Annotated in this window: 24 protein-coding genes and 1 tRNA gene; 7 read left to right on the plus strand and 18 right to left on the minus strand. The window is 36.6% G+C overall.

Translation table 11 applies throughout. The features are described from left to right. Positions 1-29: 29 nt before the first annotated feature. The 8 genes from ULVI_RS06740 to rsmA form a co-directional block, all read right to left on the minus strand. Positions 30-347 (minus strand): ArsR/SmtB family transcription factor, encoded by a 318-nt coding sequence (locus tag ULVI_RS06740; RefSeq protein WP_197463483.1) that lies wholly within the window; start codon positions 345-347, stop codon positions 30-32. A 125-nt stretch (positions 348-472) separates the two neighbouring features. Then, positions 473-835, minus strand: a complete 363-nt coding sequence (locus ULVI_RS06745) for a TM2 domain-containing protein (RefSeq protein WP_068590993.1) — start codon at positions 833-835, stop codon at positions 473-475. 42 nt (positions 836-877) lie between these two features. Further along, complete coding sequence (locus ULVI_RS06750) at positions 878-1,264, minus strand: VOC family protein (protein ID WP_068590995.1); 387 nt, start codon at positions 1,262-1,264, stop codon at positions 878-880. Positions 1,265-1,275: 11 nt separating this feature from the next. Then, positions 1,276-2,220: a 2-hydroxyacid dehydrogenase gene (locus ULVI_RS06755; protein WP_068590996.1), complete on the minus strand. Its 945-nt coding sequence runs from the start codon at positions 2,218-2,220 to the stop codon at positions 1,276-1,278. A gap of 3 nt (positions 2,221-2,223) precedes the next feature. Next, positions 2,224-2,589, minus strand: a complete 366-nt coding sequence (locus ULVI_RS06760; RefSeq protein WP_068590998.1) for a cupin domain-containing protein — start codon at positions 2,587-2,589, stop codon at positions 2,224-2,226. A gap of 28 nt (positions 2,590-2,617) precedes the next feature. Further along, complete coding sequence (locus ULVI_RS06765; protein WP_068591000.1) at positions 2,618-3,010, minus strand: acyl-CoA thioesterase; 393 nt, start codon at positions 3,008-3,010, stop codon at positions 2,618-2,620. Further along, positions 3,007-4,356 carry a magnesium transporter gene (mgtE, locus tag ULVI_RS06770; RefSeq protein WP_068591002.1) on the minus strand — a complete coding sequence of 450 codons (1,350 nt, stop codon included), beginning with the start codon at positions 4,354-4,356 and terminating at the stop codon, positions 3,007-3,009. The genes ULVI_RS06765 and mgtE overlap by 4 nt, the downstream gene beginning before the upstream one ends. Beyond that, positions 4,334-5,128 carry a 16S rRNA (adenine(1518)-N(6)/adenine(1519)-N(6))-dimethyltransferase RsmA gene (rsmA, locus tag ULVI_RS06775; RefSeq protein ID WP_068591004.1) on the minus strand — a complete coding sequence of 265 codons (795 nt, stop codon included), beginning with the start codon at positions 5,126-5,128 and terminating at the stop codon, positions 4,334-4,336. Before rsmA ends, mgtE begins: the two co-directional genes overlap by 23 nt. A 284-nt stretch (positions 5,129-5,412) precedes the next feature. On the opposite strand from rsmA, the gene ULVI_RS06780 reads away from it, so the two are divergent. Next, positions 5,413-7,020, plus strand: coding sequence for an OmpA family protein (locus tag ULVI_RS06780; protein ID WP_068591006.1), 1,608 nt, complete (start codon positions 5,413-5,415; stop codon positions 7,018-7,020). 375 nt (positions 7,021-7,395) lie between these two features. Continuing rightward, a complete protein-coding gene (locus tag ULVI_RS06785; protein ID WP_068591008.1) occupies positions 7,396-7,902 on the plus strand; it encodes a CAP domain-containing protein in 507 nt (168 codons plus the stop codon). A gap of 74 nt (positions 7,903-7,976) precedes the next feature. On the opposite strand, the gene ULVI_RS06790 is transcribed toward ULVI_RS06785, so the two are convergent. From ULVI_RS06790 to ULVI_RS06830, 9 genes are all read right to left on the minus strand, one after another. Next, a complete protein-coding gene (locus tag ULVI_RS06790) occupies positions 7,977-8,285 on the minus strand; it encodes a DUF4286 family protein (protein WP_068591010.1) in 309 nt (102 codons plus the stop codon). 77 nt (positions 8,286-8,362) lie between these two features. Continuing rightward, a complete protein-coding gene (locus ULVI_RS06795) occupies positions 8,363-10,144 on the minus strand; it encodes a tetratricopeptide repeat protein (protein ID WP_068591013.1) in 1,782 nt (593 codons plus the stop codon). 83 nt (positions 10,145-10,227) lie between these two features. Continuing rightward, positions 10,228-11,499, minus strand: coding sequence for a serine--tRNA ligase (serS, locus tag ULVI_RS06800; RefSeq protein WP_068591015.1), 1,272 nt, complete (start codon positions 11,497-11,499; stop codon positions 10,228-10,230). 145 nt (positions 11,500-11,644) lie between these two features. After that, positions 11,645-12,451, minus strand: a complete 807-nt coding sequence (locus tag ULVI_RS15760) for a TlpA family protein disulfide reductase (protein WP_068591017.1) — start codon at positions 12,449-12,451, stop codon at positions 11,645-11,647. A 5-nt stretch (positions 12,452-12,456) separates the two neighbouring features. Further along, positions 12,457-13,797: an HTTM domain-containing protein gene (locus ULVI_RS06810; protein ID WP_068591019.1), complete on the minus strand. Its 1,341-nt coding sequence runs from the start codon at positions 13,795-13,797 to the stop codon at positions 12,457-12,459. Next, the gene (locus tag ULVI_RS06815; protein WP_068591434.1) at positions 13,790-14,722 is read right to left on the minus strand and encodes a bifunctional riboflavin kinase/FAD synthetase; all 933 of its coding nucleotides are present in this window, start codon (positions 14,720-14,722) and stop codon (positions 13,790-13,792) included. The genes ULVI_RS06810 and ULVI_RS06815 overlap by 8 nt, the downstream gene beginning before the upstream one ends. 1 nt (position 14,723) lies before the next feature. Then, entirely contained in the window at positions 14,724-15,290 is a 567-nt protein-coding gene (pth, locus tag ULVI_RS06820; protein WP_068591436.1) for an aminoacyl-tRNA hydrolase, read from the minus strand. Between the two features lie 267 nt (positions 15,291-15,557). Beyond that, positions 15,558-16,208 carry a 50S ribosomal protein L25/general stress protein Ctc gene (locus ULVI_RS06825; RefSeq protein WP_068591021.1) on the minus strand — a complete coding sequence of 217 codons (651 nt, stop codon included), beginning with the start codon at positions 16,206-16,208 and terminating at the stop codon, positions 15,558-15,560. A gap of 230 nt (positions 16,209-16,438) precedes the next feature. Next, positions 16,439-17,383 carry a ribose-phosphate pyrophosphokinase gene (locus ULVI_RS06830; protein WP_068591023.1) on the minus strand — a complete coding sequence of 315 codons (945 nt, stop codon included), beginning with the start codon at positions 17,381-17,383 and terminating at the stop codon, positions 16,439-16,441. Between the two features lie 117 nt (positions 17,384-17,500). Here ULVI_RS06830 and ULVI_RS06835 point away from each other — a divergent pair. Both ULVI_RS06835 and ULVI_RS06840 read left to right on the plus strand, forming a co-directional pair. Further along, a tRNA-Leu gene (locus ULVI_RS06835) sits at positions 17,501-17,582 on the plus strand. A 158-nt stretch (positions 17,583-17,740) separates the two neighbouring features. Next, positions 17,741-19,501 carry a serine hydrolase gene (locus tag ULVI_RS06840; RefSeq protein ID WP_068591025.1) on the plus strand — a complete coding sequence of 587 codons (1,761 nt, stop codon included), beginning with the start codon at positions 17,741-17,743 and terminating at the stop codon, positions 19,499-19,501. A 56-nt stretch (positions 19,502-19,557) separates the two neighbouring features. Here ULVI_RS06840 and ULVI_RS06845 read toward each other — a convergent pair whose 3' ends face one another. Beyond that, positions 19,558-20,538, minus strand: a complete 981-nt coding sequence (locus tag ULVI_RS06845) for a GlxA family transcriptional regulator (protein ID WP_068591026.1) — start codon at positions 20,536-20,538, stop codon at positions 19,558-19,560. 236 nt (positions 20,539-20,774) lie between these two features. On the opposite strand from ULVI_RS06845, the gene ULVI_RS06850 reads away from it, so the two are divergent. Genes ULVI_RS06850 through ULVI_RS06860 form a run of 3 tightly spaced genes read left to right on the plus strand, consistent with a single transcriptional unit; the run spans position 20,775 to position 22,044 of the window. Then, the gene (locus ULVI_RS06850) at positions 20,775-21,179 is read left to right on the plus strand and encodes a VOC family protein (protein WP_068591028.1); all 405 of its coding nucleotides are present in this window, start codon (positions 20,775-20,777) and stop codon (positions 21,177-21,179) included. Between the two features lie 6 nt (positions 21,180-21,185). Further along, complete coding sequence (locus tag ULVI_RS06855) at positions 21,186-21,626, plus strand: SRPBCC family protein (protein ID WP_068591030.1); 441 nt, start codon at positions 21,186-21,188, stop codon at positions 21,624-21,626. A 34-nt stretch (positions 21,627-21,660) separates the two neighbouring features. Next, the gene (locus tag ULVI_RS06860) at positions 21,661-22,044 is read left to right on the plus strand and encodes a VOC family protein (RefSeq protein WP_068591032.1); all 384 of its coding nucleotides are present in this window, start codon (positions 21,661-21,663) and stop codon (positions 22,042-22,044) included. The last annotated feature ends 19 nt before the right edge of the window (positions 22,045-22,063 follow it).

Raw genomic sequence — 22,063 nt, forward strand, 5'->3', positions numbered from 1 at the left:
ACTCTATAATGCGATGGAAAAGAATAAAACTATATAGTCTTAGTTGCCTTTTTAAGATCACATTTTTTTTCTGTAGCGACAAAGAAATTATTGAATAATTCTTTTAAAGTTGAAAGTCGATCTTTGTGCAAATAATAGTGTTGGCTTTTGCCTTCGAATTTACTTTTTAACAATCCTGCTTTTTTTATAACTTGAAGATGCTGTGAAGTAGTAGGTTGCGATAATCGTATATGTTGCGAAATATCTTTGCATAAGCAACCGTCACAATCACCAATATAGTTTAATATAGAAATACGAGCCGGATGCGAAAGTACTTTGGCAAGATCTGCTAATTGATTTACACTCATAGAGTGAATATGTCTTTTAGAAACGCCCATAAATCTTTTAATAGTATTATAAGGTTATTGCAATATAGCAATGTGTAAATTTAATAAAAAAGTCTTTAGTGTTATACCCAAAGACTTTAAAGGTTTTAAAACCAAGGTTTGCGTCCTACTTGATACGTTTGATAAAACTCTTCATCACTTTTAGTTAGATAGATAATTCCTTCAATAAGCCCAATTATACTGCCAATACCACATGTTACTACAGTGATAATAATTTGAATAATTCCCTCTTTTGTATATCCAAGAATAAATTTATGAATTCCCAAAGAGCCAATTACAATGGCAAGTACACCAGCAATTAATTTTTTATTTTCTTCCCCCGAGGAAACTTGATTCCATCCTTCTTTTAAATCGTTTGCTGTGTTTTTTGCTTCACGCTCAAAATTGTCTGCAGCATTGTCCATCTTCTTTTTAGTGCTGTCGTATCCTTCATTTGTATTTTGTTCCATGTTAATTAGGTTGATTTATAAACTTTAAATGTATTAAATTTTTTACAAAAATGCGGTATCAATTGGTTCCCAGAGTTCTATTTTATTTCCTTCAGCATCTAGAATCCAACCGAACTTTCCGTAATCATATTCTTCAATTTCGCCAACAATTGTAACTCCTTCTTTCTTTAAAGTGGCTAAAAGCGCTACAAGGTCTTCTACCCTAAAATTCATCATAAATTGCTTTTTGCTTGGTTCAAAATAGGTCGTATCTTCTTTAAACGGACTCCATTGTGTAGAACATTTGGTTCCGTTTTCATCTTTCCACCAAAAAGTACAGCCGTAGTCGTCTGTATTTAATCCTAAATGTTTGCGATACCATTCTTTAATCACTTTAGGATCTTCAGTTTTAAAGAAAAAACCACCCAAGCCTGTTACTCTTTTTTTCATTATTTGTTAATTTATAGGGGTTTAAAATTCTGAATAATTTTCTCCACTAATACCTGTGCTAACCGTTCTTTGCTTTCAATTGTCCAACCTGCTACATGAGGACTTACTATTACATTAGGCATATGTAATAATTTCTGAAGAGGTTTAGGAATGGCGTCGGAAGCAAATAGTGATTCGAACGAATTTTTTTCATACTCTAACACATCTAGACCAGCACCAAGTATTTGCCCTTTCTGAAGCGCAACTACTAGATCTGCAGTAACCACACTATTTCCTCTCGCCGTATTAATGAACCAAAATGGTTTCTTGAATTTAGAAATAAAATCAGCGTCGATCATTTTATTTGTTTGGGGAGTCCAGGGGGTATGAAGACTTACAACGTCACTCATTTCCTGAAGGGTTTTTAACGAAACCTGTGTAGCATTTTTATCGCCTACACCCTCTTTAATATCGTAACAAATTGCCGTACAATCGAACCCTTGTAATTTTTTGGCAAAAGCTTTTCCCATGTTTCCGTAGCCAATAATTCCAATAGTTTTTCCATTTAATTCGATACCTCGATTTGCTTCACGATTCCACAAACCAGAACGAACTTCTGTGTCGGCTTTATTTAATTTGTTGAAAAGTGATAAAATCATGCCTAACGTATGTTCTCCCACAGCATTTCTATTTCCTTCTGGAGCCGAGAACAATTGAATTCCTTTTTGGGTAGCATATTCAACATCGATACTTTCTAATCCAGCGCCAACTCTGGCGATAAATTTTAAATTTTGAGCAGCATCTAGAAATTCTCGATCAATTTTAAACCTGCTACGAATTACGATACCATCGTACTCTTGGATTCTTTTTTCAACCTCTTTTTTAGAAGCTGTAAGAGCTTCATGATTGGTAAAACCTGCTGTGGCTAACTCTTCTTTGAGTAATGGATGGTTTGAATCTAAGTGTAAAATCTTCACTGTCTAGATTTTTGGATATTGGGTTTGTGTTTTCTCGTGTTGTACGTTTCCAGTATGTTTGGTGGCAATTTTCTCGAAGAGCAAAACGTGAACTTCTTCGTTTTCAATGCTTTTAGGGCAATGCTCCACACCTTTTGGTACCACGATCATTTCTCCTTCATTCACTATTTCCATGCGATCTCTAAAATGCATCTCTAAGGTGCCTTTTTGTACAAAGAATAATTCATCTTCTTCATCGTGTTTATGCCATACAAATTCTCCTTGCAATTTAGCGAGAAGTACTTGCATATCATCCACAACCGCAACTTGATGCGGATGCCATTGGGAATTAAATTTTTTGAATTTTTCTTGAATATTAATGGGTTTCATACACAACTACACCCGAAATGACGGATTCTTAAAACAAGGTACGAATTTCGTCTGTAATTTTTGTGGGTCGAAGCGTTTTTGCATTTAGAAGGCACCAAAGTGTGGATGCTTCTACCAATACTTTTTTATCTTCCACTCTTGTAATGGAATAGTTTCGTTCGCTTTTTACACCTTCAGCTGTAGTAACCCACGTAGCTACTTCTATTTCTTCCCCTTCAAAAGCGGAGGCTTTATATTCTATATGATGATTTAACACATACCAAACATAATTTTCCCGTAAGGTTTCAGAAGCTTTTACTTCCCAATGGGCTTCAGCAGCTTCCACGCACCACTGGAGATACGTTAAGTTGTTTACATGTTCTCTTTCGTCAATAGCAGACGCGGGAACGATAAATGTTTGTGTGTATTTTTCCGAAGTCAAAATCCAAGAACCACTTTAGAGATGTAGAAAAATAAGAAAATTCCGAAGATATCATTACTCGTGGTTATAAAAGGACCTGTAGCGATTGCTGGGTCGATTCCACGTTTGTGCAAAATAATAGGAACAAAAGTCCCAATTAATGCAGCAACAATTATTACCGATAGCATTGAGATTGCGATAGTGATACTCACTAATTGATTTTGCCCTACGATAAATCCGAAAATAATAACCAACAATCCTAATGCGGTTCCATTAATTAGGGCAAGTCCAACTTCTTTTACCAGTCGGTTAAAAAGGCTTCCTTTTACATTATCGTTTGCGAGTCCCTGTACAATAATAGCGCTCGATTGTACACCAACATTCCCAGCCATTGCAGCAATAAGTGGTGTAAAGAAAAACAATATTGGAAATTTCTCTAGGGCTTCTTCAAACCCTTGCATGATATAGACACTTCCTAATCCTCCAAAAAGCCCCAAAACCAGCCAAGGTAATCGTGCGCGAGTAAGTTGCCAAACACTATCATCTGCTTCTACCGTTTGGGAGATACCTGCTGCCATTTGGTAATCTTTTTCGGCTTCTTCTTTAATAAAATCTACAATATCATCTATCGTAATTCGACCTACCAAAATACCTTGTTCGTCTACCACAGGAATCGCTTCTAGGTCATATTTTTGCATGATACGTGCGACCTCTTCACCTTCGGTGTGTACGGTGACATAATCTACTTTCGGAATAAAAACATCACTAATTTTTGTTTTTTCAGCAGCAGTTAGAAGATCTTTCAGTGATAATCTTCCGGTTAGTTTTCCTTCTTTGTTCGTGACATAAATAGAGTGAACTCGGGTTACATTTTCAGCTTGTCTACGCATTTCACGTACACATCCCGCAACGGTCCAGGTTTCTTTTACTCGTACCAATTCTTTTGCCATTAAACCTCCGGCACTGTCTTCATCGTAACGAAGCAGGTCCACAATATCGGCAGCGTGTTCTTCATCTTCGATCTTCTCGATAACCTTCTGCTGAATGTCTTCATCTAACTCTGCAATGATATCCGCGGCATCATCGGTATCCATTTCATCGAGCTCGTCTGCAATTTCTTGAGGTGATAAGTTTTCAAGAATTCGTTCCCTGAAATCGTCATCCAATTCCATAAGCGCTTCCGAAGTAATATCACTTCCTAATAACTTTATAATGTAAGTTGCTTCGTCGTGATTTAATTCTTCAAGTAATTCTGCGATATCGGCAAAGTGAAACTCTTTTAAAGTTTCTTTTAAAGCATTACCGTCTTTATTGGCAATGAGCTGCTCAATTAGTTCTATAAATTCACTCGTGAGTTGAAATTGCATCGTTTTCGAGTTTTTGGGTAAGGGTAATAAATTCTGAAACCGATAATTGTTCGGGTCTTTGGCCAAAGATAGTATCTTCTTTTAAGCTATCGGAAAGATCGAACGATTTTAGACTGTTTCGCAATGTCTTTCTTCGTTGTTGAAAAGCTGTTTTTACGACTCGGTAAAAGAATTTTTCATCGCAGGGAAGCGAAAGGTCTTTTTTTCTAACCAATCTAAGTACTCCACTGTCTACTTTTGGTGGTGGATTAAAAACTGTGGGCGGCACAGTAAAAAGATATTCGGCGTCATAAAATGCTTGGGTAAGTACCGAAAGTATTCCGTAAGTTTTATTTCCTTCGGAAGCACAGATTCTTTGAGCGACTTCTTTCTGAAACATACCTGTAAATTCGGGTATTTGCTCTTTGTGTTCAAGAGTTTTAAAAACAATTTGTGTAGAAATATTATAAGGAAAGTTGCCTGTAATAGCAAACGCTTCATCTCCGAAAAAATCTGAAAGTTCAGACTTTAGAAAGTCGGCTTCCAATACCTGAAGGTTTTCTTGTAGAAAATTTTCCTCTAGATAAGAGATCGATTCACTATCTAAATCTACGGCTACCAAAGCAATGTCTTTTTCTACCAAATACTTGGTAAGCACTCCCATCCCAGGACCAATTTCCAAAACATTGGTATACCCCTTAAGTGTCAGCGTATCAGCAATTTTTTCGGCAATAACTTCATCTTTCAGAAAGTGTTGTCCTAAGTGTTTTTTAGCGCGTACAGGCTTGTTCATGGACGGTATTTATGTGATTATAACTAGGTAAAGTCAATGTGGATAAATATACTGTGTTTCTTCGGAAAGGACGAAGTTTTAAAGTATTATATTCTAAGTAACCTTGATGTTATAAAGTTTAAAATAGTGGGAATTTACAAACTATATTAAAAACATTTGAGCGATAAAACTTACCATTTTAACAAGTATTTGTAAGAAAATTCAATTATATGAAGAATCCGTTTTATATTGGTGTTTAGAATATGCTAGTGTCGCTCCAAATCTTCCGATAATTAAGTAAGAAGATGAAACTATTTTACACATTTCTATTTGTTTATATCCCCTTTACATTTTTAAACGCACAATCATTAGAGGCTGACTCTGAAGATCTCGCCTATTGGGAAGATGCAGGTGTATCTACAACCATAGCAACCTCTATTGGAAACAACGGATTTTTATTCGATACCGAGGATACTGCCATTAATAGCAAATATGCTGATTTTGGAGTTGGATTTTTTCGTGATAAATTTATTTATTACTCAGCAAAACGCATTGGTGGATTTTCAAAAAAAGACCCTAAAACAAATGAGCCTTATATGAACTTATATTGCTCTGATGTTGATGAGGATGGAAATTTATCTCGTCCCTTATTGTTTTCTCACAATTTAAATAAAGACGGGAATCTAGGAGGAGTTACTTTTACTACAGATCAAAACACCATTTATTTTACGAAAAGTACCGAAGAAGAGTCGCATCTCTTTATTCTTTATAAAGCTGTATTAGATCCAAAACACCCTGGAAAATGGATTAATATAGAGATGTTGCCATTTAATAAGAAGGGATATTCTATCGAGAATCCACATTTGAGCCAAGATAACAAAATCTTGTATTTCGCTTCAGATCTACCTGAAAGTAAAGGTGGGTTCGATTTATTTTCAGTAGCAATTAAATCTGATGGCTCTTACGGAGAACCAAAACCGCTCGATGGGACAGTTAATACTAAACAAGACGAAAAGTTCCCACATATTTCTTCCGATGGAAAATTATTGTTTTTTTCTTCGAAAGGACATGAGAGTATTGGGGGATACGATATTTTTAGAAGTAGATTATACGCTAATGGATATCATTATGTAGTAAATTTAGGAAACACCTTGAATACGCCAAGTGATGAAATGGGATACACTATAGCCAGAGCTAATCAAGGATATTACACTTCAAACAAAGGAGATAGCTCCGGAGGGTACGATATTTATCAATTTTATGAATCGATCGTGGCACAGTCTGTAGTGGGGACCATTACTAACGGAACCACCAACGAGCCACTAGAAAATATAGTTGTCTCATTAATCGATTCTGATGGCAACCAAGTTGCAATAACAACCACAACTGCTCAAGGAACCTACGAATTTCCGGTAGAAGGTTTCAAAGCCTATTCTATTATTGCAACTAAAAATGGATTTGATCGAAATGAAACGGTATTTCATACCGACACAAAACTTAAACCTATATTTGAAAGTAATATTGTATTGCATCCTACCCCTGCACCAATTGTGATTACAGAAGACAGGTCGTATCTCGAGGTGGAAAATATTCAATTTAACTATGATAGTGTAGAGATTCTTGAACCTGCAGCTTCTCTATTAAATTCTGTGATAGCAACGATGCAAAAACATCCAAATATTAAGGTTCAACTTAATGCGCATTCGGATTCTCAAGGAAATGCCGCGTATAATATGAAACTTTCAGAAAAAAGAGCTCAAGCCGCTGTTCGATATTTAATATCTAGAGGTGTTTCAGAAAAGAGAATTACTGCCAAAGGATTTGGAGAAACACTGCCTCTAGTACAATGTTCTAATTGTTCAGAAAAAGAAAATGAAATCAACCGTCGCATAGAGTTCATCATAGTAGAATAAGGTATTAAAAGCTAATTATTAACACTATTTGCAGGTAAGTATCGCTGTAAATAGTGTTTTTTAATTTTAATTATTATAAAATCAGTTAGAGTAACAGCTTTTTTTAACGATGAATTACATGGATTCTGTAATTTCCTACAATATATTGAGAAATATTCTCATTGTTAGAATGTTAAATTTTATTTTTTTAAATGGTAGTATTAAAGGTTTTAAGTAACAGGTATAATCATTTGATTCTTATTAAATTATATATGTCATAGAGTAAGATTGTGACTCCTTATTTATTCAAACTTATTTTAACATTTTAAGATTATTGCAATATTTTTCTGTTCTTTTCGCTTATTTCGTAACAACAAACTTTTAACATATCCCCACATGAAAAATTTTTTGAAAAGCGGCTTTGTCGCTATGGTATTCGCGTGCCTTCTTGCATCGTGCTCTAGTGATGCCCCCTTAGAAGCACCCTCTAATAATTACGAAATAGACCTTTCGCTATCTTTAGAAACAGATTGGGTGTTTGCTGACGAAATTCTTGATTTAATTAATGAATATCGCATAGCAGAAGGACTTTCGGTAATCGAAAAAAACAAGCAACATGCGTCAGCCTATGCAACCGATCATACCAATTTTATGATCGATCAAAATCGAATATGTCATGATAACTTCTCATTTCGTTCTGCTGCTATGAAAGATAGAGGAGCCCTTAGTGTTGGTGAGATTGTGGCTTATGGATATACGACAGCAGATGAAGTTGTAAATGCCTGGTTAAACAGTCCGTCTCACTTAAATTCGATTAAAGGAAATTACAATAAGGCAGGCTTTGGCGTGCTAAAAAATGAAGAGGGAAATTATTTTTTCTCTGTATTGTTTTATAAGATGTAATCGTACTGCTCTATAAATCTAAAACAATAAATGCCTTCCTCTAATCGTAAATAAATTTCCCTATTAGAGGAAGGTTAATGTTCGCTTATTACTTCTAGTTCGGTTCTAAAGGCAACGAATTTTCCCTCAAAATGTTTGCTCTGTGATCGTAGCGTCTCAGCGTCTTCAGCATAATATTTTTCTAACATCGCTTTGCTTTTAGTTCTGTATTGAACAGAATAGGTTATACCGCCCATATCCTCTTCAACATTTACACGGGTCATTAATGCTTTGCTAAATTTTCCTGTGGCTAACATTGCTGGAATATGTTCGGTATTCATCCATTGTAACCAAGATTCGTGAATGGATTCTTCGATATTAATTGTAACGTTATAGATATACATTAGTTTGTAATTAAGATATAAATAGGATTGTATAAGGATAAATTAGAGCACAATTCTCTAAAGCAGTAAAATGCTCATTAATTAATTGCATCACCACGAAGCATTCTAAATTTTTTACGAGCTTCAATAAAGTAAATGCTGTCTTCAAAATTAAATACGATTTGTTCGTAGAGCTCTTTAGCTTTTTCGGGGTTCTGAAATTTTTCTTCGTATAATTTCGCCAATAAATAATGAGCGTCATCCCCTAAAATATCGTCTTTGTAAAATTCAATAAGTTTTAGGTAATTCTCTTCTGCTTTTTCGTATTGGTTTGTTTTTTCAAACAATTTTCCCTGCTTCAGTAAGGCTTCATCTTCAATTTTTTCACCTTTATGCTGCACCAAAATATCATCAAGGAGGGAAATTGCTTCCGAAGTTCTATTCTGAAACGCATATAAATCGGCACGTGCGAATTTCTTTAAAGCAGTTTGTGTAGAATCTTCCAACGAATTATCACGAATCATCAAGCTAAGCTGCATGGCATCGTTCGCGATAAGTTGAGAGGCGGACTTTCGTAATACATCTAATTGAGTTTGTGCCCATTCAAAATCTCCTTTATAATAACTGGTTCGTGCTACCTTAAAACGTGCTTCTTGTGCTAAAACATCACTTTGTACTTTCTTCTGAATTTGTGAATAATAGATCAACGCCTGATTAAATTTTTCATCGACAACTAAAATGTCTGCCAATTCCATTTTTACACGCGCTTCTTGAAATGCACTTAACTGAATTTTTGTTAATGCTTTTAAATTTTCAATTGCAATCTCTTTTTTACCTACTTGAAATGCGAGAAAATGATTGTAATCTATCTGAAGCAAATAGGTAGGGATTCCTGTTCCGTATTGCTTAAAAAGCTCTTGAAACTCTTTATCGATAGATGCATACTCTTTTTCGGTAGCTGTTTGCAACCGAATCTTCATTAAGTACTGATACCCACGTAACTTTCCCTCTGCTGTGGAAGAACTTTCAATAAGAAAACTTACGATTTCTGAAGCTTCTTCGAAAGCTTCTTCTTCGATTGTAATTAGTGTTAATTCAACCAAACCACGCAAGTCTTCTCCAGTTCTTTTGTAAATCGCCTTTTCTTGCGTAAATGCTTTTTTAAACTCTTTCTGCTGTATAAACAACCAGCTAAGTAATTCGTTATAAAGTAAATTTGGACTTTCTTGAGAGCGTTTTAGTAAATTTTTTCGAAGAATTCCGTTTGCTTCATTAGCGGCGTCGTCTGTAACATACTGACTGAAGTTTCGTTGTGCGACACTCAAATTCTCGGGAGCTGCTTCAATAAGGTCAATGTACTTTCCGAACATTTTATCGAGCTGTCCTTGCTCTCCATAAATTCTTGCAAGCTGTAAATTAAAATCTTTGGTAGGATCTAACTCCATCGCCTTTTCATAAACAAGAACCGCTTCATTTAGTAGACCATAATTTTCGAAAGCACGACCCACTACATACGAATAGTTTGGATTCTCTGTAATGTAATCTATAGCTTGGGCATATTTTTGATTGGCTTCAATTTCTTTATTCTGAAGCGAATAGTTATACCCAAATTCTACTAATAATTGTGGTGAAACCCGTCGCTCTCGAAGTTTTTCTGTGAGAAGTCGTTCGGCTTCATCAAAACGTTCTAACTGCTGATTTGCCTCCACAAGCGCCATAAAATAATTATAGCGTGCGGGTGTTTTATCATACAGTTTTTGAAAAATAGTTAGTGCTTTTTCATATTCCCCTTGTTCCATGTAATTTTTAGCCAAAGCTTCATTTTGAGCTCCAGCTGAAAATCCAATACACAGTAATAGAAGTAGTAATAACGTACGCATGCGATAAAGATAACGAATTGAGTGCAGTTTCAACATCTCAACAATCACGCCTTTTTTATATTCGCAGCTACAATTCACATTAATTAATCGATGATATCGAAACCACAGTAAGGAACTAAAACCTCTGGGATTTTAATACCTTGTGGTGTTTGATAATTTTCTAGAATTCCAGCAAGTACTCTCGGTAATGCTAAAGCACTTCCATTTAGCGTATGTACGAGCTTATTTTTTCCATCACTATCTTTAAAACGTAATTTTAATCGGTTTGCTTGAAAGGTTTCGAAATTAGAAACCGAAGAGATTTCCAGCCAGCGATCTTGTGCGGTAGAGAAAACTTCAAAATCGTAGGTAATTGCTGCTGTAAAGCCAAGGTCACCACCGCACAATCTAAGTATTCGATACGGTAGTTTAAGTTCACGAAGCAATTCCTGTATATGTGCGACCATACCGTCTAGTGCTTTGTAACTCTTCTCTGGATGTTCAATTCGTACAATTTCTACTTTATCGAATTGATGCAAACGGTTTAATCCGCGTACATGTGCTCCATAACTTCCCGCTTCTCTTCGAAAACAAGGGGTGTAACCCGTGCAGGTAATAGGGAGTTCGTTCTCGGTTAACAGATCGCCACGAAACATATTTGTTACCGGAACTTCGGCAGTGGGTATTAAGTATAAATCATCTTCGGTAACATGATACATTTGTCCTTCTTTGTCGGGCAATTGTCCTGTTCCAAAACCAGATGCTTCATTTACCAAATGTGGTACTTGATATTCTGTATATCCTGCAGCGGTATTTTTATCTAAAAAATAAGAAATAAGTGCTCTTTGCAAACGCGCACCTTTCCCTTTGTAAACTGGAAATCCAGCTCCAGTAATTTTAACGCCAAGCTCGAAATCGATAATGTCGTATTTTTTTGCAAGTTCCCAATGTGGAAGTGCTTCTCCATGTAATTCGGGAACCTCACCTTCGCTAAATGTTTCTTCGTTATCATTCTCATCGGTACCTGAAGGAACTAACGCATTTGGCACATTTGGCACAGTATATAATAATTTCTGAAGTTCTTCTGAAGCCGTGTTTAAGTGCTCTGAAAGCTCTTTTGAAGCCTCTTTTAACTGACTCGTTTTTTCTTTTAAGATATTTGCCTTTTGCGTTTCTCCTTTCTTATAAAGTATCCCGATTTCTTTCGAAAAAGTATTCGATTGTGCGAGCGTTTCATCTAGTTTCGCTTGCGTGCTTCTTCTTGTTTCGTCAGCCTCAAGAATAGCTTCTAAAACTTGTTTTGCATCGATTCCCCTTTTAGCAAGAGCGGCGATCATTTCTTCTTTACGATCTCGAATGTCGGTTACCTGTAGCATAGTATGATATTTTGAAGGCGCAAAGTTAGGGAATTTGAAAAGACCCGTTGCATTATATGGGCACGAATGCACAAATAGTTACAATTTTTCTGTAAAGTTTTAATTAAAGAAAAGTAGTTTAAAACCTTTTAGAACGAATACTACATCATTCAATTTCTAACAAAGCACGAATTTCTTTTGCGAGAGCCGTAATATTTTCTTCTGAGTATCCTGAAGATACATAGCGAACGATCCCGTCTTTATCGATCACAAAATTTCTTGGAATTCCGTAAGTTGCATATTGATTCCAGATCTCTTTTTTTGGATCGATACCAGCATTAAAATTTAACCCTTTTTTTTGAAGGTCGGTTATTTTTTTCGAAACCTTTTCTAGAGGCTCTCCCATGGAAACAGGCAAAAAAACAAACGCCTCCTCTTTAAATGGAGAGAGGATTGCTTCGGGCATGTCGTAAAATTCTTTTATACAAGGAGCGCACCAAGTAGCCCAAAAGTTAAGTAGAACTACCTTACCCTTTAAGTCCGAAAGTTGTATTTGTGTTCCATCGACCATCTGGACAGTAAAATCGGCGGCACGGTCTCCAGCTCGCAATAAAAAACCATCACCTTTACGTTTTGGTCGTACTATTTTTGAAGTGATGGTAGTATTATTCTTTCGTTGCTTCGCTTCTTCAGTAGTGAATAAATCTATGATGATAATGAATTCTTTTTCTCCAATTTTAGGTCCGAATGTAGCTGCAAGTTCGGTTCTTTTCTCTTCAGAAACACCCTTATTCATTGCTTTTATTAACCCTTTTTCTCCATAAGAAGTAAGTTCTTCTTTTGTAATAATGGTGTTATTTGCAATTAAGACATATTCGGGTTTTTTAATCGTCACATCTTGAGCCTGCACAAATGAAGCGACTAAAAATATCCCTATAAAAATTGTCTGTTTAAGAAAAGTATTAAAATTCATAGGGCTTATTTTTTTGTTTTTTTATGATAGTTTTCTGGGGAAGGCAAAATCCAGTCGTGGTGTTTAAAATGCTGCCATTCTTCTGCTGCCAGATCTACTTCTTTGTCGATTAATCGATGGTATTCTCCTCCATTCACTTTTACTCTTACATCCATAAATACAGAGACATCTCTCCCTTCTTTCGCTTCTGCTTCTTCAATACGTTGTGCGAGTTGCCAAATAAGGTCTGGTTTTGTTTTTACAGACCTACGTTGTTTTTTCGATAATAACTTTCCGTAGTCATATCTTTTCAATGTTGCATCGGGATCGTTTTTATCTTTGGTGAAAACAGTCATGCTTCCTCCTTTTCCTCGTAGCATCATGCGCCAACTTAAGCGGTGTCCTTCTTCTGTCCACAGTACATCATCTGGAAATACCCAATGACGTAATGGTAAGCCAATTTGAAACATAAAATAGATAGAAAAAACGGCGATTAACAATGGTTTATGTTTCGGAATACTAATTTCGCCTGCAGAGTAGAATGCTTTCTTCGGAAGAAACCTTCTCTGAAGCAATTCTGGGGAAAAGAAGAATAAAGCAAAAGCGATCGACATATAAGGGAAGATCCCTATTTGAAAAACAATAGAGTTGAATAAATGAAAGAATATGGAAATGCAAAAGCCCAGCAAGCGGGTTCGTTTCCATAACAATAGCGGTACGATAAGCAGATCGAATAATATTCCAACATAGGCAATGCACCAATGAACCCAATCTAATTGTAAAAACCCGCCAATTAACCAGTAATCTGCTTTTCCTCGCATAAATAATTCTGTCACCGTAGCATCAAGCCAATCTGGATACCATTTTGCTACCGAAGCATAGGTATAAACAATCCAAACTTGAAGAATTAAAACCAGCAAAACCCAGCGAGGCATCGATGGAGATTTAATTTTTGAGCTAAACATGGCGTCTAACGAAAACCAGCGGTGTGCGGGTAAAAAGACCATAAGCCAGCATAACAGCATCATTAAATAATAATGATTGTTGTACGAAGTCTTCTGCATTAAATAGACACAGCTCCACATCAACGCATAGCAAAACATACTAAACCGATATTTGTATCCCACCATGACCAAGAGCCCAAAAATACCCATGAGTACAAAATAAAAGTACATGCCATTTCCTGGTAGCGGCTGTAAAAACTCGAAACCTATAAAATTAAAGGTAAAGTCGGGTTCTATGAGTGTTCGGCGTAGCCAACCGGTTGCGATCGCTCCAAAAGCTTCAATTGCGATTAAAGCCCCAAATACGACGCGGAATAAAACAAGTCCGGTGTTGTCTATATGTTTAAAAAGAAATTTATTCAAGGGTGTCTATATAATTTCGTGCAAAAAGTTCGTCTTTGGCGATTGCCTGTTTAAGGGGTTCTAAGCCTTCAAACGTTTCTTCATCACGAATATGCGTTAAAAATTCTAATTGAAGTGTTTGTCCGTAAAGATCTTTATTCCAATCTAGAAAAAAGGTTTCAATCGTTTTTAAAGTGCCTCCAACGGTGGGATTAGTGCCAATGCTTGTTATTCCGAAGATAAAATTACCTTCTAACTTTGCTCGCGTTACATACACTCCATTCTTTGGAATGAGTTTATACGGTTGTTCTGGTTCTAGATTTGCGGTCGGGTAGGAGAGGGTTCGTCCAATTGCCTTGCCTTTCACTACGTTTCCGGTAATAAGAAATGGGTAGCCCAGAAAATCGTTTGCTGTAGTAATATCTCCAACACTTAGGGCTTTTCGAATCTTTGTAGAGCTAATCGCCACATCGTCTAACTCTTGTGCGCTGATTTCTTCTACTTCGAAGCCGTACGTTTCGCCAAATTCGCGAAGGTTTTGTATGTCGGCATTTCGGTTTCTTCCAAAACGGTGATCGTACCCAATAATTATTTTTTTTGCCTTGAGTTGGTTTACAAGAATGTCCCGAACATATTCCATTGCGGTTAATCTTGAGAACTCTTTTGTGAATGGATGAATAATGAGGTGATCGAGTCCTGTCGCAGCTATTAACTTTTTCTTTTCTGAAAGGGTGTTAATTAATTGAATCCCTATATCCTTTTGAAGCACCATTCGTGGATGCGGAAAAAACGTAAGCAACACCGAATCGAGATCTTCTTTTCTAGCAGTCGTCACCAATCGGTTTAAGATGGCTCTGTGCCCTTTATGAACACCGTCGAAGGTTCCAATGGTCACTACCGAATTACGGGTATTTCTATATGAAGAAGCGCCTTGATGTTCTTTCATGTTAGCTTCCATTAAATTGATTCATGGTTCTGCTTACTCCTGCTAATGCAAACGATTCTATAAGCTCACAACCCTTTTCTAAACGTTCTGGTAGTTGTTTTTCTTCTTCTGTAGTCCATTCCCCTAATACGTAATCTACTTGTCTGCCTTTCGAAAATTCATCGCTTATTCCGAAACGAAAGCGATTGTATTTCGTGGTTTGTAATACGTTCTGAATGTCTTTTAAGCCATTGTGGCCACCATCGCTGCCTTTAGTTTTAAGTCGTATCGTTCCAAATGGTAAATTAAGGTCGTCGGTAATTACCAGTAGGTTATCATGTGGAATATTTTCTTTATCCATCCAATATTTAACTGCTTTCCCACTAAGATTCATATACGTGCTTGGCTTTAGTAGTAGAAAACTACGTCCTTTCTTTTTATGGGTGGTAACGTCTCCAAGTTTTGCAGTTTCCCAGACCAACGATTCTTTTTCAGCTAAAAAATCGAGCATTTTAAATCCGATATTATGTCGGGTATGTTCGTATTTGGGACCGATATTTCCAAGACCAGCAATTAAAAATTTTTTCATAGGGATTGCTTCATTTTCTTCTGAAGAGTTTTTAGCTACGGAGGGTGTTTTAGAAACAGCTTCAGGTGTAGCATTATTTAATGTGGACGTTACTTCGGAAAGGTTTTTTGAAGACTTCATTTTTGAAGTTTCGTTTTTATCTGAATTTTCCTTGATGCCGAAAATTTTCCGAAGCCAGTTACCCATAGTTCGTCATAGTTTTCAGTAAAAATAAAAAAAGCATCCCGAATGAACGAGATGCTTTTTGTTTATCTTAACGGAAAGGGTTTATTCTTTAACCGCTGCTTCATCATTTACTTCAGTTGCAGGAACTTCGTCTGCAGCAACTTCACCATCTTCATCTTCGTCTTCATCTTCAACGTCAGCAACTGCTGTACGAGAAGTTCTAACTTGACAGATAGTTCGGTTTTCTTCGTGCATGATCTTGTAATCATCATTCATTACAGAAGCTACCGTTCTAATATCACCAATTTTCATTTCAGTAATATCTATTTCGATAAAATCTGGAAGGTTTGCTGGAACCGCTTTAACACGTAGTTTACGATTTACGATACGTAATACCCCACCATTTTTAACTCCTCTAGAATTTCCAACGATACGTACTGGAATTTCCATCATTACTTCTTTGTCATCAAAAATTTGATAGAAGTCTGCGTGTAAAATTCTGTCTGTAACTGGGTGAAATTGAATGTCTTGTAAAATAGCCTGAAATTCAGAGCCATCTTCTAAGGCAACTACAACAGTATGTACATCGGGTGTATACACTAGTTTGTTAAATGCCAGTTCGTCTGCTGAAAAATGAATTGGCTTATCCCCTCCGTATACTACGCAAGGAACCTTTCCAGCATTACGTAGGGTTTTGGTCGCTACCTTACCCACGCTTTCTCTTTGAGATCCGTTGATTGTAATTGATTTCATTACTTTATTTTAAGTTTATCCTTCACGCTTTTTGCGCTAAAGGGCTGCAAATGTAGTGTTTTTTCTGAAAAAATAACAGAATAAAATTTAAAAGTAACAGGTATTAAGGAACCAGTCTCTTTGTGTTGCTATTTACCAGAACTCAAACCATTAAACCTTACTTTATGAAACATAAAATACCGAAACATTAAGTTATTTCCGTTTGAAGTATTTTGGCGAAGCCCTATTTACTACATTAAAAACTTTGAACTTATGGAGTTATTAGTGTGTACGCTCAACATTACATCGGCAAAAAGGTTCGCACAGGTAAGCACTCGAATTTTATCACTTTTTTGACGCAGCGGAATCGAATCGGTTACAATTAACTCTTCGAGCTTAGAATTCTCTAAACGGTTGTAGGCTTCTCCCGATAAAATAGGATGTGTACATATGGCACGTACACTTAAAGCTCCACGCTCGATCATAAGATCGGCAGCTTTGGTTAAAGTTCCTGCTGTATCTACCATGTCATCTACCAAGACTACATTTTTACCTTTCACGTCCCCAATAAGTTCCATGTGAGAAATGATATTCGCTTTTTCACGTTGTTTATAGCAAATTACTACATCGCTTTCTAATGCTTTAGAATATGCATAGGCTCTTTTAGAACCTCCCATGTCGGGTGATGCAATGGTAAGATTGTCTAGATTTAATTTTTTTAGGTAAGGTAAAAAGATGGTCGAAGCAAATAAGTGATCTACAGGTTTTTCAAAAAATCCTTGAATCTGATCGGCATGTAGGTCCATCGTAATGATACGTGTTGCTCCTGCTGTCTCAAGCATTTTAGCAACTAATTTAGCGGCGATTGGAACTCTAGGCTTGTCTTTTCGATCTTGTCGCGCCCATCCAAAATAAGGAAGTACGGCGGTAATATGTCTTGCAGAAGAGCGTTTCGCAGCATCTAACATAAGTAACATTTCCATTAAATGATCACTGTTAGGATGTGTAGATCCAATAATAAAAACTCGACTACCGCGCACCGATTCTTCGAAGGAAGGCTGAAATTCACCGTCACTGTAATGTGATGTAATAACGTTTCCGAGTGAAATGCCAAATGCGTTGGCGATGTTTTTAGCTAATTCCTGACTTTGTTTACAGGCGAAAATTTTAGGGGCAGGCGTTGTGTTGGATTCCATTAGATGTGAATTGTGTTGGCTAGCTGCAAAAGTAATTTAATACCTTAGGTTTTAAAAAAAATGTAATCAGGAATTACTAACAATTTCTAAATTATTACCTATTTTTGCCGTCCATTTGCCTTGGTGGTGGAATTGGTAGACACGCTGGATTCAAAATCCAGTGCTTCACGGCGTGCGGGTTCGATTCCCGCCCAAGGTACTTTAAAACCCTGTTATTCAATCTGAATAACAGGGTTTTTTGTTTTTAAGAATTGTTCTCAATATAAATGGGGTGTAAAGTTTTTCTGTAACGCAATCTCTTTTCCTGCGTCCTATAAAAAATAAACATCAATCAAAATCAATCAAAATCAATCAAAAATGAAATCACAAAAAACATTCTTAAGAAAATCCGTCGCACTGATGGCTATGGCTTTTATGCTGGTTAGCATTGTTAGCTTCGGGCAAACAAAAGTCCAAGAACTTGATGCGCTGTTAGGTCTTTACACACAATATGGTCAGTTTAACGGCTCGGTACTGGTGGCAGAAAAAGGCAAAGTGGTATACAAAAAGGGGTTCGGACTAGCGAACATGGAATGGGATATTCCAAATACACCCGACACCAAACACCGTATAGGAAGCATTACCAAACAATTTACGGCGTTGTTAATTATGCAGTTGGTCGCAGAAGGAAAGATCGAACTTCAAGCCCCTGTTTCAAAATACCTTCCTGAATATTCGAAAACCAATGGTGACAAAATTACCATTCATCAATTATTAACCCACACATCGGGGGTGCCAAATTATACCTCCTTTCCTAACTTTTTTAAAGACCTTAGTCGCAATCCACATACGACAAACGAAATGGTTCGTCTTTTTGCAGATTCCACACTTCAGTTTACACCGGGCACCAAATTTACATATAGCAACTCTGGATATGTTTTGCTAGGCGCAATTATTGAAAAAATTACAGGAAAATTGTACGAGCAGGTACTGCGTGAAAAGATTTTCAATCCACTAGCTATGAATAACACCGGATTCGATCATCACAATTCCATTTTAAAGAAACGTGCTTCAGGTTACCAAAAGAAAGGAAGTACTTTTGAAAATGCACCGTATATAGACATGTCTACTCCTCATGCAGCAGGTTCACTGTATTCTACGGTTGAAGATCTTTATAAATGGGATCAAGCTTTGTACACCGAAAAACTGCTTCCGAAGAATTATATGGATATGATGTATCAAGCCTATATTCCAGCATTTGGACAACATTATGGCTATGGATGGAGTGTAGGTAAAATGGAAATAGGTACATCCAAAGATAGCGTGCAGGTCATTGGTCACAGTGGTGGAATTAACGGATTTAACACCTTAATTACGCGAATGCCAAACGAAAAATCTTCTGTTATTTTATTAGATAATACTGGAGATGGCGAATTAAATGACATTACGATTGCCATAGCGGGAATTTTATATAACAAGGCGTATGAATTGCCAAAAGAATCGCTGGCGAGCAAAATGTACTCTACAATATTAGATAAAGACCTACAGGCGGGACTTGCATTTTTTGAAAAGCATAAAAATTCTGAAGATTATGTTTTAAAAGAAAGTGACATGAATAGTATTGGATACAGTTTACTTCGGTCGGACAAATTAAATGAAGCCGAAGCCGTATTTAAGTTGAATGTAGCACAATTTCCGAAATCTTCTAACGTGTACGATAGTTATGGAGAGGTTTTAATGAATCTAGGAAAAAATGATTTGGCTATTGCGAATTATAAGAAATCTATTGAATTAAATTCCGCAAATGAAAATGGTATTGATATGCTGAAAAAATTGGGGGTAGAGACCAATAACCTGATACCAGAAGTAAAAGTTCCAGAGACTATTTTGGAAGAATATGTGGGTCGATACGAGCTAATGCCCGGATTTATTTTAACGGTCACAAAAGAGGGTACTCAATTAAAAACTCAAGCCACTGGACAGTCACAAGTTGATGTGTTCCCAAAATCGAATACTGTTTTTTATCTAAAAGTAGTGGCGGCTCAGATCACTTTTAATCAAAATGAAGCGGGAAAAACAGAAAGCTTGACCTTATTACAGGGTGGTCAAGAAATTACGGGAAAGAAATTACCAGAGTAAACGAACCTTTATAACTTTCTTGAAGGCATAAGGAAACATACCTTATGCCTTTTTTACTAATAAGAATTATTAGGACTGTATTTTTTGGTGTACGCTAATGGGGTTATTCCTGTAATTTTTCGGAACACATCTCGAAATGCTTTAGGGTCCGAATAGCCAACCTCGAACATTACTTCGGAAACATTTTTTCTTCCCAATTCAAGTTCTTTTTTAGCTGCTTCCACTTTTACGCGCTGGTGGTATTCTAATACGGTATTGGCAGTCGCTTTTTTGAATCTTCGTTCGAAGGTTCTTCGGCTTAGGGCTAAATCTTCACAGAGCTCATCCACAGCAATTTTTTCATTAAAATGAGTTTCGATATGTGCTTGTGCTTTTAAGATTGACTCGTCCTTATGCGACTTCTGACCAGAAAAGATGGTGAATGGCGACTGACTTTCACGATCAATATCGACCATAAAACCTTTTGCAGCCAAGATCGCAGTTTCTCTTCCCGCATATTTTTCGATGAGATATACGATGAGGTTGGTAAAAGAATAGGCGCCTCCGCTGGTGTAAATCCCATCAGCTTCAGTTAAGATCTTTTCGTCCCGAAGATCTGCCTTGGGAAACCTACTTCGAAATTCGTTCGCAAATTGCCAGTGGGTAGAACATCGCTTTCCATCTAACAAACCAGTTTCAGCAAGAAAAAAAGAAGCGACACAAAGACTTACTATTTCGGCACCTTGTTTATAGCGAGCAGTTAGCCAAGGAATAAGTGATGAATTCTGAGAAAGATTTTCTTCAAAATTTCCGTGAATAGCGGGAAGAATAATCAAGTCGGTGTGCGTGATCTCTTCTATAAGGGCTTCGGGATGGATTGAAAATAATCCATGTGTCTGTACCGTGGTTTTTTCAAGACCCACCAATTGTATTTCGAATATTGGATCTCTTCCTGTTTGTTGAAAAAATTCATTTACCCAAGACAGCATTTGATGCGTTCCGCCAATATTTACAATGCTGGTGTGTCCTTTCGGAATCACGATTGAAACATGTTTCATAATACTTTTATATATAGGTTCTTGACACCTTAAAGATACTACATATAGATGTCACAATCAACCCTTTAGAATGGCGGAAATACCCCCGTTTTATTTAGGCGATCTCTCTTATCTTTGGGTTAACGAAAGAATTTAAATTGCATATATCTAATTGCTAGTTGGCTATTTAATTTTTTTTCAGACCTAATTTCAGATCTGCTACAGTAGGAGAAACAGATAGTTAAAATTAAAAAACAATGAAAAGTATTTGGCTTAATCTTCCTGTAAAGAACCTTGAAACTTCTAAAAGATTTTACAAGGAAATCGGTTTTACTCTCAATACAAATTATAACAGAGACGATGGTGCGAGTTTCCTAATAGGTGAAAAGGAAGTTGTTTTGATGCTTTTTCCCGAGCATACTTTTAAAGAATTTGTGCGCCATGATGTTGCAGATACGAATAAAGGGTCGGAAATCCTTTTAAATATTGGTGCCGAAAGTAGGGAAGAAGTTGATGAAATGGCTGAGAAAGTTAAAAAAGCTGGTGGAGTTATTTTTGCTGAAGCAGCAGAAAGTGAAGGTTGGATGTATGTTTTCGGGTTTAAAGATCCCGATGGGCATCGCTGGAGTATGTTGTATATGGATTTAGAAAAATTAAAATAATTAGTTATGAAACGAAAAGAATTCAGCATTCAAATTAATGCGCCAAAGAAAAAAGTATGGAATGTTTTATGGAATTGCGAAACCTATACGAAATGGGCTGCACCATTCTGTGAAGGATCGAAGGTAGAAACTAGTTGGGATGAAGGTGATACTGCAAAATTTCTAGGTCCGAATAACAACGGGTTACTTAGTAGAATTGAAAAAAATAAGCCGCACGATTTTATAGCTTTTAAACACGAGGCTGTAATAGAAAATAACGTTGTAAAAAAAGATACTCCCGAAGCAAAAGAATGGATTGGAGCAGTAGAAAATTACACCTTAAAAGGGAATAATGGAAATACCACATTACTGGTAGAAACCGACATTCCAAAACGATATGTAGAAACATTTACAGAAGTTTGGCCGAAAGCATTGCAACGGGTAAAAGAACTTTCTGAAACTGCTTAAAATATAATTTCTTACTCTTTAAAATATACTAGTTATGAAAAAACCCAATGCAAGTGTTTGGTTCGAGATTTATGTGGACGACATTAAAAGAGCCGCAACATTCTATGAGAACGTACTTGATACACAATTGAAATCATTGCCTAATCCAACCAACGATTCCATACAGATGATGAGTTTTTCTGGTGATATGGAGCGCTATGGAGCAAATGGTGCCTTGGTGCAAATGGAAGGAGTAAAAGCCGGCGGAAACAGTACACTGGTGTATTTTGGAAGTGAAGACTGCACAACAGAAGAACAACGTGTTGAAAAGGCTGGTGGAAAGATCTTTAAACCGAAAATGTCTATTGGAGAATTCGGATTTATCTCTTTATTTTTCGATACCGAAGGAAACATGATTGGCGTACACTCCATGAAATAACAACTATAACAACTATAAG

Origin of the sequence: Cochleicola gelatinilyticus (assembly GCF_001637325.1) — a bacterium.
Classification (GTDB): domain Bacteria; phylum Bacteroidota; class Bacteroidia; order Flavobacteriales; family Flavobacteriaceae; genus Cochleicola; species Cochleicola gelatinilyticus.